This window comes from Brevibacillus sp. FSL L8-0520 (assembly GCF_037963895.1).
GTDB classification, from domain to species: Bacteria; Bacillota; Bacilli; order Brevibacillales; family Brevibacillaceae; genus Brevibacillus; species Brevibacillus borstelensis.
Map to the genome: position 1 here is coordinate 118788 of NZ_CP150171.1, position 16918 is coordinate 135705.

The 16918-nt window shown below is 50.6% G+C and carries 17 protein-coding genes; 16 read left to right on the plus strand and 1 reads right to left on the minus strand.

What is annotated here, in order from left to right; genetic code table 11:
• Positions 1 to 18: 18 nt before the first annotated feature.
• From NSQ24_RS00710 to spoVG, 12 genes are all read left to right on the plus strand, one after another.
• Positions 19 to 786: a TatD family hydrolase gene (locus tag NSQ24_RS00710; protein WP_003390214.1), complete on the plus strand. Its 768-nt coding sequence runs from the start codon at positions 19 to 21 to the stop codon at positions 784 to 786.
• Positions 787 to 1366: 580 nt separating this feature from the next.
• The gene (gene ltrA, locus NSQ24_RS00715) at positions 1367 to 2665 is read left to right on the plus strand and encodes a group II intron reverse transcriptase/maturase (RefSeq protein ID WP_024985477.1); all 1299 of its coding nucleotides are present in this window, start codon (positions 1367 to 1369) and stop codon (positions 2663 to 2665) included.
• 529 nt (positions 2666 to 3194) lie between these two features.
• Positions 3195 to 4286, plus strand: coding sequence for a 3D domain-containing protein (locus NSQ24_RS00720; protein ID WP_031933416.1), 1092 nt, complete (start codon positions 3195 to 3197; stop codon positions 4284 to 4286).
• A gap of 260 nt (positions 4287 to 4546) precedes the next feature.
• Entirely contained in the window at positions 4547 to 5101 is a 555-nt protein-coding gene (gene rnmV / locus NSQ24_RS00725) for a ribonuclease M5 (protein ID WP_003390216.1), read from the plus strand.
• Positions 5101 to 5994 carry a 16S rRNA (adenine(1518)-N(6)/adenine(1519)-N(6))-dimethyltransferase RsmA gene (gene rsmA / locus NSQ24_RS00730; RefSeq protein ID WP_172920686.1) on the plus strand — a complete coding sequence of 298 codons (894 nt, stop codon included), beginning with the start codon at positions 5101 to 5103 and terminating at the stop codon, positions 5992 to 5994. Before rnmV ends, rsmA begins: the two co-directional genes overlap by 1 nt.
• Before the next feature lie 213 nt (positions 5995 to 6207).
• Positions 6208 to 6480 (plus strand): Veg family protein, encoded by a 273-nt coding sequence (locus NSQ24_RS00735; RefSeq protein WP_003390218.1) that lies wholly within the window; start codon positions 6208 to 6210, stop codon positions 6478 to 6480.
• A 584-nt stretch (positions 6481 to 7064) separates the two neighbouring features.
• Complete coding sequence (gene ltrA, locus NSQ24_RS00740; RefSeq protein ID WP_024985202.1) at positions 7065 to 8330, plus strand: group II intron reverse transcriptase/maturase; 1266 nt, start codon at positions 7065 to 7067, stop codon at positions 8328 to 8330.
• A gap of 117 nt (positions 8331 to 8447) precedes the next feature.
• Positions 8448 to 8639 (plus strand): small, acid-soluble spore protein, alpha/beta type, encoded by a 192-nt coding sequence (locus tag NSQ24_RS00745; protein ID WP_003390219.1) that lies wholly within the window; start codon positions 8448 to 8450, stop codon positions 8637 to 8639.
• A gap of 184 nt (positions 8640 to 8823) precedes the next feature.
• Complete coding sequence (ispE, locus tag NSQ24_RS00750) at positions 8824 to 9735, plus strand: 4-(cytidine 5'-diphospho)-2-C-methyl-D-erythritol kinase (protein ID WP_339166975.1); 912 nt, start codon at positions 8824 to 8826, stop codon at positions 9733 to 9735.
• Between the two features lie 25 nt (positions 9736 to 9760).
• Positions 9761 to 10582 carry a pur operon repressor gene (gene purR, locus NSQ24_RS00755; protein ID WP_003390221.1) on the plus strand — a complete coding sequence of 274 codons (822 nt, stop codon included), beginning with the start codon at positions 9761 to 9763 and terminating at the stop codon, positions 10580 to 10582.
• Positions 10583 to 10598: 16 nt separating this feature from the next.
• On the plus strand, positions 10599 to 10982 hold the full coding sequence (locus NSQ24_RS00760) for a RidA family protein (protein ID WP_339166977.1): 384 nt from the start codon (positions 10599 to 10601) through the stop codon (positions 10980 to 10982).
• Between the two features lie 194 nt (positions 10983 to 11176).
• A complete protein-coding gene (spoVG, locus tag NSQ24_RS00765; protein WP_003390224.1) occupies positions 11177 to 11464 on the plus strand; it encodes a septation regulator SpoVG in 288 nt (95 codons plus the stop codon).
• A 44-nt stretch (positions 11465 to 11508) separates the two neighbouring features.
• Here spoVG and NSQ24_RS00770 read toward each other — a convergent pair whose 3' ends face one another.
• Entirely contained in the window at positions 11509 to 12531 is a 1023-nt protein-coding gene (locus NSQ24_RS00770) for a GTP-binding protein (protein WP_039070471.1), read from the minus strand.
• A 197-nt stretch (positions 12532 to 12728) separates the two neighbouring features.
• Here NSQ24_RS00770 and glmU point away from each other — a divergent pair, with 197 nt between their 5' ends.
• The 4 genes from glmU (at position 12729) to pth (ending at position 16875) form a co-directional block, all read left to right on the plus strand.
• The gene (glmU, locus tag NSQ24_RS00775) at positions 12729 to 14111 is read left to right on the plus strand and encodes a bifunctional UDP-N-acetylglucosamine diphosphorylase/glucosamine-1-phosphate N-acetyltransferase GlmU (protein WP_024983378.1); all 1383 of its coding nucleotides are present in this window, start codon (positions 12729 to 12731) and stop codon (positions 14109 to 14111) included.
• A gap of 23 nt (positions 14112 to 14134) precedes the next feature.
• Entirely contained in the window at positions 14135 to 15085 is a 951-nt protein-coding gene (locus NSQ24_RS00780) for a ribose-phosphate diphosphokinase (RefSeq protein ID WP_003390228.1), read from the plus strand.
• 109 nt (positions 15086 to 15194) lie between these two features.
• Positions 15195 to 15821, plus strand: a complete 627-nt coding sequence (locus tag NSQ24_RS00785) for a 50S ribosomal protein L25 (protein WP_024983377.1) — start codon at positions 15195 to 15197, stop codon at positions 15819 to 15821.
• A 478-nt stretch (positions 15822 to 16299) separates the two neighbouring features.
• Positions 16300 to 16875, plus strand: a complete 576-nt coding sequence (gene pth / locus NSQ24_RS00790; protein WP_031933419.1) for an aminoacyl-tRNA hydrolase — start codon at positions 16300 to 16302, stop codon at positions 16873 to 16875.
• Positions 16876 to 16918 lie beyond the last annotated feature (43 nt).

Below are 16918 nucleotides of genomic sequence, written 5' to 3' on the forward strand. Positions count from 1 at the left end.
GAAAGGGAGGACGCACACGTGTTATTTGAAACGCACGCGCACCTCAACGCCCCGGAATTCGATGAAGATCGCGAAGAGGTGATCGCACGTGCCCGGGAAAATGGCGTAAGCACGATCGTCAACATCGGGTTCAATGCAGAAACGATTCCCACCTGCCTGCAGCTGGCTGAGAAGCACGATTTCATTTATGCGGTCGTAGGCTGGCACCCGCAGGACGCCAAAGACATGACAGACGAACATCTGGAATGGCTGGAGGAGCTGAGCCGTCACCCCAAAGTGCTCGGTCTCGGGGAAATGGGACTTGATTACTATTGGGACACTTCACCCAAGGACGTCCAGGCGGAGGTGTTCCGCAAGCAAATCCGTTTGGCCAGGAAGGTGAACCTGCCGATCATCATCCACAACCGCGACGCTCATCAGGATGTGATCACGATCCTGAGAGAGGAAAAGGCGGCTGAGGTCGGCGGCATCATGCACTGTTTCTCCGGAAGCTGGGAAACGGCAAAAATGGCACTGGATATGAACTTCTACATCTCCTTTGGCGGTCCGCTCACGTTTAAGAACGCGAAGCAGCCAAAGGAAGTGGCGGCGAAAGTGCCGCTTGACCGCCTGCTGATCGAGACCGATTGTCCGTATCTGACGCCGCACCCGTTCCGCGGAAAGCGAAACGAATCCGGCTATGTCCGTTATGTCTGCGAAGAGATGGCCAACATCCATGGCATGACGTACGAGGAGATGGCCAAACAGACTGCCGAGAATGCTCGGAGGCTGTTCCGGCTGGATTGACAGTCGAGGCAAAAAACAAATGAAACGAGCTTGTCCCCTGGGGGCAGGCTCGTTTTTTCGTGAAGCGTGCCCAGCAAGCCGTTAATTGCTAGTTGGTGAAAGTCCAACCGAGGCAGGAGCCAAGTCACCTCGTAGCTGACAGGCAACTGGTGGAGAAATCCTAAGGTTGAAGCCCTGTGACAAAGTAACTCGAAAGAGTGCGAGCAAATCAGCAGGCCGTAACATAAAGTGAATCCTGCAGCCTCGTTAAGAAAGACCACCGAGAGGTGGACAAAGGGAAGCCGAGCTTGTTTCATATGGGCGAAGGCCAAGGACGGTGTGGAGAACTTGGAATACAGCACCTATGAATCCCTCGGGGTATGGGGAGCGGTATGTTGAGAAAGTAGTTAACGGAACTGGGGAGACCCTACTCTGCACGCCCCGTCAGGAGCGTAAAACGGAAACCTATAACCGTAAGGGAAGTGGTGGATGGCAGAGAGGGAGTCGGAGGGGTTCATAGTACCGATGAACATAAGGACAACACAACCTTATGGAGGGAAGGAGCCCTGCTTTGTTCACGGGTCGAAGGAGGTAAGAGTGAGTGAATGCAAGTAAACTTGCTAACTACACCGATGTAAAAGCTCGACAACTTTGGACAACCCTATATCTTTGTGCCAAGGCAAACTCAAAACGGCGATTTCATGCCTTGTATGACAAAATCTACCGCCCGGATATTCTAGCGACAGCTTGGAGGAGAGTAAAAGCAAATAAAGGGAGCGGAGGAATCGACGGACAATCCATCGCACAGATTGTGGAGGAGTATGGGGAGAGCCGTTTTCTTAACGAGATCTATCTAGATTTAAAAGAAAAGCGGTATCGTCCACATCCGGTTCGTCGAACTTACATCCCTAAACCGGATGGCAAGAAACGTCCACTCGGCATCCCGACGATCAAGGATCGGGTGGTCCAAATGGCTACTAAGCTAGTCATTGAACCGATCTTTGAAGCTGATTTTCGGGACTGTTCTTATGGCTTTCGGCCAGGAAGAAATGCTCACCAGGCAATTGCACAGATACGCAAAGCAAGCAAGAGGTGTTATTGGGTCGTAGATGTTGACATTAAAGGGTATTTCGACAACATCAACCATGAGAAGTTGATGAAACTGGTCGAAATGAGAATCAGCGACAGACGTGTTCTGAAACTTATCCGACAATGGCTGCAGGCTGGGGTCATGGAAAATGATCAATTCCATGAAACAGAACTGGGAACTCCGCAAGGAGGGGTAATCTCGCCTCTTCTTTCAAACATCTATCTAAACTACATGGACACCATTTGGGAAAATCAATTCTCCCATCTTGGCACACTTATCCGCTATGCGGATGACTTCGTTATCATGTGCAGAACCAAACAAGAAGCATTGGAAAGCATTCAAGTGCTGATGGCTATTCTAAACAAGCTGGAGCTTAGTCTCAGTAAAGAGAAATCTAGACTCGTTAATATTTGGGACAATTCCACTGGGTTTGACTTTCTTGGGCTGCACCATCGCAAATTCCCCGTGTTCAACAAAGGGGGGAGCAAGGTATTTGCTATGTCTCATGTACCAGCTAAGAAAGCAATGAAGGAAATGAGACGTAAAATTAAGGAATACACTGCACCAAGGAACAAACTGTTTCTGTCTCTAGAAGAGCTAGTGAAAGGGCTAAATCGCAAGCTAAGGGGGTTCAAGAACTACTACTTCATCTCGCCCATCGCCAAACGATGGGCAAGACGGATAGACTGGTATGTGATTGAACGCCTTACAATCTTCTGCAACAAGAAAAGAAGCAAGCGGAATAAACATGCCGGAAAGCTGAAGGTCATACAAAACACGCAGGGTAGTTTATTGAAATTAGCCGGATAAAGTAAGCCGAATGCCAAAGAAAGAAGAACATCGGAAAGCCGTATGAGGGAAAACCTCACGTACGGTTTGATGAGGGGGAGCTGAAATGAGCAAGGCGACCATACGGTCGCCCGAAAGTTTCAGTTCTCTACTCTACAAAGGCACGTGCAATCGGATGCCGTAAACGCTTGCTGCTACCGGGTTTTGCAAAAGCCAGGTGCGCTTTTTGCTAGAAGCAGAAACAAAAAACCTGTTCTTCCAAAGGACATCCCGCATAGCATTAAAGTATGTGTCGAACGATTATTGCGGAATCGACATGCACCCTCGACAGAAACCCGCTTCCATTCGCCAAACGGTTAATGCTAGGCTGGTAGCAATCAAATCCTCAGTCCGGCAGGGGGAATTTGACAAAGAGAAAAAAGTAGAATACAATCAAATCCGACCTTGTTCAGAACTGGCCAATTTCCAAAATATTGGTGCGATTTCATCAACCCTTGCCTGGCTAGACTCGAAAAGCTTTACGCTTTTCAGCAAAAAAGGAGTGTGGGAAATGGAGTTACGCACGGTGTGGGAAAGGCAAAAGAACCGGGCGATTGTCGTTCTCGGCAGCCTGGCTCTGGTGCTCGTTCCCATGATTGGCTATTTCTCTGCCCAAGCAACCCAGCCAAAACAGATCACGTTTTCGATGGACGGAGATACCCGCAAAGTGGGAACCAAAGCCTCGACCGTTGAACAGTTTTTGGCAGAACGAAACATCACGGTAACGGAAGATGATCTACTACAACCAGACATTCACGCGAAAATAAAAGACGGAACAACCATTACCTTACATACACGCTGGACAATTCCGGTCCAGGTGGACGGGCAGACCAAAGTAGTAAAAACGCTAAAGCGCGATGTAGCTGGAGCTCTGCAGGAGGCTGGCATCGCATTAGGCAAGCAGGACCGGGTAAAACCGGCTCTCACAGACTCACTTTCCAAACAGACGACAATCGTCGTTACCCGAGTCGAAGAGAAAGTCGTGCAGCAAGAGGAGCGCCTGGCCTTCCAGGAGCTGCGCAAAAACGATCCCGTATTGTCAAAAGGGACGACGCGCGTCATGCAAGAGGGCCAAGAGGGAAAAGCCATCGGTCATTATAAAGTCATCACGGAAAACGGAAAGGAAGTTTCCCGTGAGCTGATCAAGCGAGATGTAATCACACCAAAGAAAGATCGAATTGTAGCGGTAGGAACAGCCGTTGCTGTTCAAATCGATGACAAATCGAATCGAGTCGTAGCGTCCGCAGCGGGGATGGTCTCCCGGGGCGGAAAAGTGTTCCGGCCAAAACAGGTCCTGAACGGGGTTACTTTGACCGCCTATTCACCGGCAGGTGGAGGCAAACATCCAAGCTCGCCAGGCTACGGGCGTACAGCTACGGGCGTAAAGGCAAAAGCAGGGCACACGATCGCGGTTGACCCGAAAGTCATTCCGCTCGGGTGGTGGGTGTTTATTGACGGCATCGGATACCGTCGTGCAGAAGACGTAGGTGGAGCGATCAAAGGCGCGAAAATCGACGTTTTCGTCGGGACCGAGGCGGACGCGGTTCAGTTTGGACGCAAGCGAAACCGAACTGTCTATATCATCGGGCCGCACAAGCCATAGGACAGGAGCCATGCTCCTGTCTTCTTTATTTATCATCGACCTGATCGCAGATAGCAAAAAGCTTCGTTGAAAGCTTTCGCAGCCGAGTTTCCTAATCCGGCGGGGTTGTGTTAAGCTGAGTTATTAAGTAAGACGAAAGCGAGCCGAAAATGTTTCACCCAAAAACGAAGGAATTCCTGTTTTTTTGGCGCAAACTATAACTGTTTTGACTATCCTCAAAACCGTCGTTTTCGACATTTTATGAAAGCGGGAGCATCGACATGAAGATCAAGGAAGTCATCGTCGTAGAGGGACGAGACGATACAGCTGCCATCAAGCGGGCAGTCAACGCAGATACGATCGAAACAGGCGGATCTGCCATCAATCAAAAAACGATCGAAAAGATTCGCCTTGCTCAATCCAAGCGCGGCGTTATTATCTTTACCGACCCTGATTACCAGGGAGAGCGGATTCGCAAAATCATCAGCAAGGCAGTACCCGGCTGCAAGCATGCCTTTATCACGCAAGCGGACGGAACAAAGAAAGACGATATCGGCGTGGAAAATGCGTCGGTAGAGACGATTATCCGCGCGCTGAGCGACGTCCGGACCGAGATGGCGGAAAGTGCAGGAGAAATCACTGCCGATGACATGCTGGCCTACAGACTTACCTCAGGGGCTGATTCCAAGGAACGGCGTATCAAGCTGGGGGAAAGCCTCGGTATCGGCTACGCCAATGCCAAACAGATGCTCTCCCGCCTCAATGCGTTTCAGATAAGCCGTGAGGAATTTCTCAAAGCGATAGAAGCACTAGATCAGGAGGAGGGGAAGTCGTGATGCACGCCTCAGGGAAAGATATCGCAACACCGACCAGAACGAAAGAGGTTCTGGAGAAATACGGCTTCTCTTTTAAAAAGAGTTTGGGACAAAACTTTCTGATCGACACGAATATCCTCCATAACATCGTGGAAGCGGCCGATCTGGACAGCTCGAAGGCTGCCATCGAAATCGGCCCCGGTATCGGTGCGCTGACCGAGCAGTTGGGGAGAGCCGCAGGGCATGTCCTCGCCATCGAGATCGACCAGCGGCTGTTGCCGATCCTTGAGGATACGCTGGCCCCCTATGACAACATAGAGGTCGTACATGGTGATGTGCTGGAGCTGGACCTTGCTGCTCTCGCGCGGGACAAGCTAAGCGGGTATGAAAAGGTGAGCGTAGTAGCCAATCTGCCCTACTATGTGACCACGGCGATATTGATGAAGCTTTTGGAGAGCCGATTGCCGCTGGAGAACATCGTTGTCATGATTCAAAAGGAAGTGGCTGAGCGGATAGCGGCAAAGCCGGGGAGCAAGGATTACGGCTCGCTGAGCGTAGCTGCTCAGTTTTACGCGGAGACGGAAGTGGCGATGATCGTTCCGGCCAGCGTTTTTATTCCTCGACCCAATGTTGATTCGGCAGTGATCAAACTGAAAATCCGGGACCGTCCTCCCGTGGAGGTAGACGATGAGAATTTCTTCTTCCGGGTCGTTCGGGCATGTTTTGCCCAGCGCCGTAAAACGCTGCTGAACAATTTAATGAGCGGGCTGTTTGATAAACAGCGAAAAGACGAAGTAATACAGATGCTAAGCGACCTTGAGATCGAACCGAGCCGCCGAGGCGAAACTTTGTCGATCGATGAATATGCAAGCCTGGCAAACGAGATTATTCGACGTCAATTGCTGGGTAAATAACAAGCGAAAAATCCCCTGCTATTTGCGACAAATCAGCAAAAGCAGGGGATTTTTGGTGTTATATTGGGAATGTAGGAAAAATCGACAAATATCAACGCATTTATCGAAAAAAAGGCCGTTGACAAAAACTCGGCCGGATTGCTATAATTTTTTATTTCTTTGACAAAATAAGCGTATGCTGTTATAATGGGATTAAGCGAGGTGGATGGAACAATGGCAAGAAACGCGTTACTTGACATTAAGCGCAGTTTAGACGGGCACATTGGCGAACGCATCCTACTAAAAGCCAATGGCGGTCGACGCAAGACCGTCGAGCGGACGGGCATCCTCGAAGAAACATACCCATCAGTATTCGTAGTAAAGCTCGATGACGACCAATTGTTCGAACGAGTTTCATACAGCTATGCTGACATCTTGACGGAAACCGTTGAGTTGACTGTCTGCAGAGAGAACGAGCACATTCGCATTACTTTTGTTCAACAATAGAGCCATTTTCGGCTCTATTGTTTTTTTTGGTGCGCCCAGCATGGGCGATAGCTATAGGGTGAAAGTCCCGAACGGGGGTTGGCTGTACCAACCGTTAGCTCAAGGCAAGGGTGTCGACCGCGAGGTCGAATCTGAAGGAAGCCGGCGGCAAAATCCCGACCTGAGGTACACGAACCCAATTTGAGGCTGTTGTATCCGGGCGAGTCTGCCAAACAAGACAAAGCCCCATACAGCCAAGGGATACAGTAGTAAACTTGGGCAGGTACATGGGATGAAAGTTATCGTTCTTACCTGGGGAGGTCTGCATGAAACGCCTTCAACTGTTGGTAACCGTCTCCGTAAGGAGACGCTGAACATGCAGAAGTCAGCAGAGGCCATAGTACCCGAGTAGAGGACGCTTGAATGGGGAAGGGCCGAACATCAAGTCAGCATGCGATCCATGTCTTTTGATACGGTACGTCGAAGCAGAATTCTGTCAAGGAACTACTTTTGAAGAGCAGGGGTGAAGCCCCGAGGGTACAAAAGAGGGCTGAGTATCGTACAGCAAGCACGGAGTCCGCATGTGCGAAGGAAGGAACATCATTATGGATTTGCTGGAAAAAGTCTTATCACGGGAAAACTTACGGATGGCACTCCAACGAGTGGAGGAAAACAAAGGTGTCGGTGGAGTCGATGGTGTTTCAACCGAACAACTACGCGATTATCTACGTGAACACTGGCAAGCCATCCGCGAGAAGATGGAAAGGGGAACCTATAGACCTTCACCTGTTCGCAGAGTCGAAATCCCGAAACCTGACGGTGGTGTAAGGTTATTAGGCATTCCCACCGTGGTAGACCGCTTTATTCAGCAGGCCATCCTCCAAGTGTTAACGCCGATCTTCGACCCCACCTTCTCGGAATCTAGCTATGGGTTCCGTCCAAAACGTAGCGCTCACATGGCAGTAAGGAAAGCGCAAGCGTATATCTCCGAAGGATATCGTTTCGTGGTGGACATCGATCTAGAGAAATTCTTTGATCGCGTAAATCATGATATTCTAATGAGCCGTGTGGCTCGAAAAGTTCAGGACAAGAGAATTTTAAGACTGATTCGTTCCTACTTGAATGCGGGGATCATGATAAATGGCGTCTGTACAACATCAAGTGAAGGAACACCGCAAGGTGGGCCGTTAAGCCCACTTTTGGCAAATATCCTACTTGATGATTTGGACAAGGAACTCGAAAAGAGAGGCCACCGTTTCTGCCGCTACGCAGACGATTGTAATATCTACGTGAAAACAAAACGGGCAGGGGAACGAGTAAAGAAGAGTATTCAAAACCACTTGGAGAAGGTACTAAGGCTAAAAGTAAATGAGGAGAAAAGCGCGATAGACCGACCATGGAAACGAAAATTCTTGGGCTTTAGTTTTACCTTTGCAAAACAGACAAGGATTCGCATCCACCCCAAATCCCTCCTCAAGCTAAAAGAGAAAATCCGCACGATCACGAATCCGGTGTGGAGCATCTCGATGGAGAAGCGGATTGAAAGAATAAATCAGTACCTCATGGGCTGGATTGGATATTTCGCCCTTGCAGACGCGAAGGGCATTCTACAATCCATTGAGGAATGGACAAGGCGCAGGCTCCGTCTTTGTTTGTGGATGCAGTGGAAACGCGTGAGAACCAGATATCGAGAACTTCGTTCTCTTGGCATATCTCACGTAAAAGCCATTGAAATTGCAAATACCCGCAAGGGTGCATGGCGTACCACAAAATCTCCGCATATACACAAAGCCCTCGGCATTGCCTACTGGCAACAACAAGGGCTGAAAAGCTTAGTGCAACGATATTCTCAAATTCGTCAAGCTTGGTGAACCGCCGTATACCGAACGGTACGTACGGTGGTGTGAGAGGACGGGGGTTAGTCGCCCCCTCCTACTCGATTTCTCCGCCGTACATACTAAGCCTGTCAACGAGAAAGGGAGGGTGTTATGGGTCGCAGACGAGGCATTATGTCTGATGAGTTCAAGCTGGAGCTGGCCAAGGAACTGGGGTTTTACGATACAGTGAAAACCGAGGGATGGGGCGGCATCACTACGCGTGACGCCGGAAATCTGGTGAAACGCGCCATTCAGATTGCCGAAGAAGCGCTAGCGAAGCAAAATACCACAGACACTCGTTGACAGGGAAGGCCGGGGAGACCCGGCTTTTCTTTTGTGCCAAACTCTTGACCCGATAAAGACTATTTTCTGCCGGACTGTATTTGGTGCGAATAGTATGGTTATTTTCCCCTCTACTGGCAAGGCAGAATACCCCTGTGCTACAATAAGAGACTAGGAAAACAGATCGTAGGCAGAGGTGAACAACGTGCGTATCTCGGTCAAAGCGCCCGCCAAAATTAATCTTACTCTTGATGTACTGGCCAAACGCCCTGACGGCTATCACGAAGTGGAAATGGTGATGACGACAGTAGACTTGGCGGACCGGGTTGATCTGACCTTGCGCGATGACGGGCGCATTTCACTTGATTGTTCGGCAAGCTTTGTACCGGATGACATTCGCAACCACGCTTACAAGGCGGCGCTGTTGCTGAAGGAACGCTATCAGGTGCCCTATGGGGTGCATTTGTACATAGATAAACAAATTCCCGTCGCTGCCGGGCTGGCAGGAGGAAGCAGCGATGCTGCGGCAACGCTCAGAGGGCTAAACCTTCTTTTGAATTTGGGGCTTAGCCTGGACGAGCTTGCAGAGGTGGGAGCGGAGATCGGCTCAGACGTACCGTTTTGCGTCTATGGCGGGACGGCAGTGGCCCGTGGACGCGGAGAGCAGATTACCCATCTGGCGCCGCCTCCCCCGTGCTGGGTCATCCTGGCGAAGCCGCCGATCGGCGTTTCCACGGCAGATGTGTACGGCAATTTGCGCGTGAAGGGGATTGAGCGCCATCCCTCCACGGAAAACATGCTGCGTGCGATACAGGAGCAGAATTTCTCCCTGATGTGCCGCACCCTGGGCAATGTGCTGGAAGAAGTGACGTTGAATATGCACCCGCAGGTACGGCAGATCAAGGACCTGATGGAGGCTTCGGGAGCGGACGGAGTCTTGATGTCGGGCAGCGGCCCTACCGTTTTCGCCCTTGTCCAAAAGGAAGCAAAAGTGCATCGCATCTACAATGCCTTGCGTGGATTTGTAAAAGATGTGTTTGTGGCCCGTATGTTAGGTGTCCCTGAAAGGGGAAATGCTTGCACAAACACGTATGGAAATGATACATTAGCACCATAATATTCGGTTTTTTGGAGGAAGAAACATGAAGAAATTGCGCAGAAGTGCCCGTCTTGTCGATATGACGCAGCACTTGCTTGCCGAGCCCCACAAGCTGATTCCGCTTACCGTGTTCGCCGAGCAGTACGGGGCTGCGAAATCGTCTATCAGTGAGGACCTGTCGATCATTAAAGAAGCGTTTGAAAGCCAGGGTGTAGGCGTATTGACAACAGTGGCGGGAGCGGCCGGCGGAGTCAAGTACATTCCCAAGGTCAAGACGGACGATGCGCTTGCCTTCATGAACAATTTAATCGGCCACTTGGGCAATCCGGAACGTCTCTTGCCCGGCGGATACTTGTACATGTCAGATATATTGGGCGACCCCGCGACCATGTCGAAAATCGGCAAGCTGTTCGCTTCCGCTTTTGCGGACAAGAACGTCGAGCTGGTCATGACCGTCGAGACCAAGGGGATTCCACTCGCGTATGCGACGGCCGTCTATTTGAATGTACCGGTTGTCATCGTCCGGAGAGACAACAAGGTGACCGAGGGTTCGGTTGTGAGCATCAATTATGTATCCGGTTCCAGCAAGCGGATACAAACCATGTCGCTGGCTCGCCGCGCCTTGCCTGAGCAGTCCCGCGTTTTGATCGTGGACGACTTTATGAAGGCGGGAGGAACGGTTCGCGGCATGATCGATCTTTTGCAGGAGTTCCGGGCTACAGTGGTCGGCTGCGGTGTCCTTGTGGAAACGGCAGACGTATCCGAGAGACTCGTAGATGAATACGTCTCTCTGGCAAAGCTTCAGGAAGTAGACATCAAAGGCAAGCAGATCGAACTGGAATTGGGCAGTTATTTTCAAAAATAGAGAGGAGTAGAAGGGCATGGCAATCTCATTTGTGTCGACAAGCCAGGCTCCGGCAGCGATCGGGCCATACAGCCAGGCGGTAAAGGCAGGTTCCTTCCTGTTTGCATCCGGCCAGATTCCGCTTCGTCCGGACGGTACCTTGGTGGAAGGCGACATCGTGGAGCAGACTCACCAGGTTTTTGCCAACATCAAAGGCGTTTTGGCTGAGGCGGGATTGACGCTTTCCGATGTAGTGAAGGCAACGGTGTTCATCAAAGATATGAACGAATTCGGACGCCTGAATGAAGTGTATGGCGAATATTTTGGGGATCACAAGCCAGCCCGCTCTACAGTAGAAGTCGCAAGGCTCCCGCGCGACGTACAGGTGGAAATCGAAGTGATTGCGTACCTGGGAGAATAACGGACAGACAAGACAAAAATAGCTACGACAGCCCGACACAACTCGCGTGTCGGGCTTGTTTTTTGCTAGTAATTGGAGTATGCTGGATAAAATTATAGTTTTTTTTGCAAAATTTCGGTAAACGTAGCAGGAATATTTACCCAGTGCGTGGAAATACTCCTAAACGCTTTTTATAGATAAAGGGAGTGAACTTGATGGAAGTAACAGACGTCAGACTTCGCCGCGTGAATACGGATGGTCGCATGAAAGCCATTGCATCTATTACCATCGACCATGAATTCGTGGTTCATGATATCCGTGTAATTGACGGAAACAATGGCATGTTCGTAGCTATGCCGAGCAAGCGTACCCCAGACGGGGAATTCCGCGATATCGCTCATCCGATTTCCTCGGCGACACGCGAAAAGATCCAAGCTGCTGTACTGAGTGAGTACGAGCGTGTAGGTCAGGAAGAAGAGAGCACCATCGAAGCAGGCGCGTAACTAATGAAAAACAGGCACCCCGTCCTATGACAGGGTGCCTTGTTTTATTCATAACAAGCTTCTAGATCCCGGATGATTTTTTCCTTGTCCAATCCTTCGCCGATAAAGACCGCGACCATTTTGGGGCCAAAATTTTCAAAGGGGAACAAATGGACCTGATTATCGGTATGCTGAAACGAGATCAGCTCATCCCGCCCTTTAAACAGCACGTAGCCTTTTGCCCGGTACACATTTTTCGGCAGGTCCCAGAGAAAATCTTCAAATTTTTCTGGATCTACAGGATAGGTAAAATGGTAGGAAAATGTTTCGATGCTGTTGTACAAAGAAGGTTCGGAAGCAGAAAGTCCTAGCGATTGCTTGACCTTTTCAATTGCAGACATTTTGCCTATGCTTTTTTGCACAAAAGGACCTCTCGTCCGGTCGTCGGCCCGTTCGGAAGCGACCTTCTCGGCGATTCTCTTTACCTGCAGCAATTGATCCAGGTCCATATCGCCCTGTATGGTGACGTGAATGGGAGCGTATGGGTTTAGCTCGACCAACTTCGCTTTTACCTTTTCCAGAGCGTCCGGTGCGACCAGATCGCTTTTATTTAATAGAAGCAAGTCGGCGTATTTCACCTGATTGCGGACTGTTTTTACGAGCGAGCTTTTCGATTGGAAGCGGGAGTTCAGGTCCCGGAAGCGGGAAGCGTCCACGACGCTGACAATGCCCTTCAGCTCCATCCTGTCGTAAAGCTCGGGGTGCGTCAGGGCATCGACGACATCTACGGGATCAGCGACCCCGGTAGTTTCGATCAGGATATGGTCGGGGTTGATCGTGGAGAGAATTTCCTGCAGCCCTTCTGTCAGCTCGCCTTGAATGGAGCAGCAGATGCAGCCGTCCAGCAGCTTTTTTACGGGAAAGCCGTAGCCTTGCAGTTGTTCCCCGTCGATATCTTCTTCGCCCATTTCGTTCATCAGCACGACGACCTGTCCGTCTTGCTTGCGCAGATAGGCTAGCAGCTTTTGCAGCAGCGTCGTTTTTCCGCTGCCAAGATAGCCCGTCAAGATGTACACGCCGGCACTCATCGCATCCATCCTCCTTTGCCTTGTGTTCATTTGTCATCTTTTCCCTTTCCATCATAAGATAGGTGCAAACAGGCGTCAAACGTGGCAAAAGCGAGTCGTTGATTTGTTACGAAAATAGAATACTGCGCCTATTATCTTGAAATCCTTATATGATTTAAGATATAGTCATTGTGGAACTTCTACGCTGGAGGGTTGACATGTCTAAGATCCATGCCGTGGTATTGGCGGCAGGCCAAGGAACACGGATGAAATCGAAGCTGTACAAGGTTCTGCACCCTGTTTGCGGAAAGCCGATGGTCCAGCATGTAGTGGATACACTGGCTTCCATGAGGGTGGAGGATGTCGTTGTCGTCGTTGGTCACGGTGCCGACACCGTTCAGGCCACTTTAGGCGAGCGTGTCGCATACGCATTGCAAAAAGAACAGTTGGGAACGGCACATGCTGTGCAGCAAGCAGCGTCGTTTTTACAGGCGAAAGAAGGAACTACGTTTATTTTGTACGGAGACGTACCTCTGTTGTCAGAGGAAACGTTGACCGCTCTTTTGCATTTCCATGAAGACCAGAAGGCAGCCGCAACGGTATTGACCGCTGTCCTTCCGGATCCAACCGGTTACGGGCGTATTGTCCGCAACGATTCCGGAGAAGTGATGGAAATCGTTGAACACAAGGATGCGTCTGACGAGGTTCGGGCAATCAAAGAGATTAATACGGGAATATACTGTTTTGACAACCAAAAATTATGGAATGCGCTGGCCCAGGTGAAAAATGATAACGTGCAAGGAGAATACTATGTGACAGATTGCATTGGTATTCTGCGCCAAGCCGGCGAGAAGGTTGTTGCCTTCGAAGCCGCAGACCCCGATGAGACAATGGGCGTCAACGACCGGGCACAGCTTTCGGAAGCGGAAGCATACATGCGCAAGCGAATCGCTGTTCGGCACATGAAAAACGGCGTTTCTATCATTGATCCTCTGTCCACGTACATCGAGGCGGATGTGACAATCGGTTCCGATACGATTCTCCAGCCTGGTACGTATCTTCGCAGAGGGACAACCATCGGCAGCGATTGCGTCATTGGCCCGCAAGCTGACCTGAGCAATACCAAAGTGGCTGACGGGGTTACCATTTCATACTCGGTGCTGGTAGACGCAAAAGTGGATGAGCAGGCTACAGTCGGCCCGTTTGCTTATGTACGGCCGGGAACAGAAATTGGTCCCCAGACGAAAATCGGCGATTTTGTCGAATTGAAAAACGCAAAAATCGGCAAAGGAACGAAAATCCCCCATCTCAGCTATGTAGGCGACGCGGAAATTGGCGAAGGTGTCAACATTGGCTGCGGCACGATCACGGTAAACTATGACGGCGCTGTCAAACACAAGACTGTCGTGCAGGACGGTTCCTTTATCGGATGCAATACCAATCTTGTGGCGCCGGTGACCGTGGGCAAAAACGCATACGTAGCAGCGGGCTCGACGATCAATCAGGATGTGCCGGACGACGCCTTGGCGATTGCCCGCGAGCGTCAGGTGAACAAACCAGGATACGCGAACAAACTGCCGCGAAAAAGCAAAAAGGAATAACAACGGGAGGTTCTTGAAAGATAATGGCTAATTACCGCGACCCCAAACTGAAGGTCTTTACGTGTAATGCAAATCGGGAGCTGGCAAGAGAGATTGCCGAGCATATTGGCGTTCCTCTGGGCAATTCGGAGGCGATTCGCTTCAGTGATGGCGAGTGTCAAATCAAATTGAACGAAAGTGTTCGGGGTTGTGATGTATTCGTCATTCAGCCGACATCTGCTCCTGTAAACGAGCACCTGATGGAGCTTTTGGTTATGGTGGATGCCTTGAAACGCGCTTCGGCAAAGAGCATCAACGTGGTTATTCCTTACTACGGCTACGCTCGCCAAGATCGCAAAGCGCGCGCCCGCGATCCGATTACTGCCAAGCTGGTAGCCAATCTGATCGAAACAGCCGGTGCTCACCGCGTCATCACGATGGATTTGCACGCGACCCAGATCCAGGGATTCTTTGATATTCCGGTTGATCATTTGCTGGGTGTACCCATTTTGGGCAAGTATTTTTCCGAGAAAGGGCTGAAGGACATTGTTGTCGTCTCCCCTGACCACGGCGGTGTCACGCGCGCTCGCAGACTCGCAGAGCGTCTGGAGGCTCCGATCGCGATTATTGACAAGCGCCGCCCGGAACCAAACGTCGCGGAAGTTATGAACATTGTCGGTAACATTGAAGGCAAAACGGCGATCATCATCGATGACATCATTGATACGGCCGGTACGATTACACTGGCGGCAAGTGCCTTGATCGAGGCGGGTGCAAAAGATGTTTACGCATGCTGCACGCATCCGGTCTTGTCCGGCCCGGCTATCGAACGCATTGCCAACTCCAAAATCAGCGAGCTGGTCGTAACCAATTCGATTCCGTTGACCCAGGATCGAATGATTGACAAAATCAAGGTCCTGTCGGTTGCGCCTATCATTGGGGAAGCGATTATCCGCGTTCACGAAGAACTTTCCGTAAGCAAGCTGTTTGACTAGAAGCCTGACGTGATCTAGGCGTTGAACACTGCATGGGGATGGAAAAGACCTCCACTGGACAAGCTAGAAGGAAGAAACTTCTAATCTAGCTGCCAGAGGAGGTTTTTTTGTGGAAGCAATTCAGGCGATGATCCGTCGCAAGGGAGAGACCGCGAAGACGAACAATGAATTGCGGCGAAAGGGATGGATTCCTGCGGTGATCTACGGTTCGGAAACCCCCAACCTGTCGATTCAGGTAGAAGGACGTGTCCTCGACCAAGCCCTTCGCCAGCAGACGACAAACAAACCGTTTACACTGGTCATAAACGGAAACAAGCATACCGTGATGGTTTACGAGCTGCAGCGCCATCCTGTGATGGGAAACATCCTGCACGCCGACTTCAAGCAAATCAATATGAATGAAAAGGTGCATACGAGCGTACCGATTCTGATGACGGGAGATCCCGAGCTGGGCGTCGCTACCCTGGTACGCCACAGCGTGGAGGTATCCTGCCTCCCCGGCGACATCCCCGAATCGTTCACAGTCAATGTCGACGGACTGCAGATCGGAGATGTCGTCCTCGTAAAAGACTTGGATATTCCTGCGACAGTCGATCTGGCATTGGACGAGATGGAAGTCGTCATCAGTGTCCTGCCTGTGAAAGCAAAATCAGATGAATCGATCGACGCCGAGCAGGCTGCCGAAGCGGTCTCTGAGGATGCCAAGGCCCAGACCGAGGAAGCGAAGAAAGTATAGAACAACGAATAATGAAAAATGAACGGTGAACAATGAACAATGAACAAAGAAAACAAGCCTTCGACCCGCTTGTGCAGTGGGATTGAAGGTTTGTTTTCTTTTCCTATCCTTCTATTTCTCCTTTGAATTTGCTAATAAAGCTCCGGTAAAAGGAATAGCCGTAGAGATGAAAAAGGGAGAAAAAAGCGAGGGTCTTTGGGACACTTCCCAGGCTTTCTTTTCCAAGCGGAACCGTTTTTCGCGTCCAACTCTGAGAAACATCCCCGAACAGGCTGCTTTTGGACGCGGTTCCGCTTGGGAAAGAAAGCCGGACAGGCCGACCCCATGCAAGTGTCCCACCGAACCCGAGCATTTTTCTCCCTTTTTCATCTCCTCCCCCCAAAGTCCCGGCCAAAGCGCAAATGAAAAGGCACCCCCGTTCCTTTTGTTCCGCCCTATGTTTTAGTACAATGAAGAGAAGAACGAGGAGGGAACAAGCGTGAAAGTGATCGTCGGACTGGGCAACCCCGGCAAAAAATATGAAGATACAAGACATAATGCCGGTTTCATCGCCATAGATAAGATTAATGACAAATGGGGCATTCCCGTCGTGCAAAACAAGTTCCGCGCACTCATCGGCGAGGGACGGATCGAAGGGGAAAAGGTGCTCCTGGTAAAGCCGCAGACGTACATGAATCTCTCCGGCGAATCCATCGCGGAAATCTTAAAATTTTACAAGCTCACTCCGGAAGATGTCGTCGTTATTTACGACGATCTGGACCTGCCGCCCGGACAACTCCGCTTGCGGGAAAAAGGCAGCGCCGGCGGCCACAACGGAATCAAATCGTTGATTTTGCATATGGGTACACAAGAGTTTAAACGAATCAAAATCGGCATCGGTCGTCCGGAGCCGGGACGGAGCGTCAGCGATTATGTCCTTCATCCGTTTTCTACGGCAGAGCGCCCCTTGATCGATGAAGCTGCAGAGCTGGCTGCTGCGGCAGCGGCGATGTGGACAAAAGAACCGTTTGTAAAAGTGATGAACCAGTACAACGTCTCCAAAAAACAAGGGTAGGCAAGGCTTTTCTCGCCTGTTCTACAAGAGTTGACACGTTAGT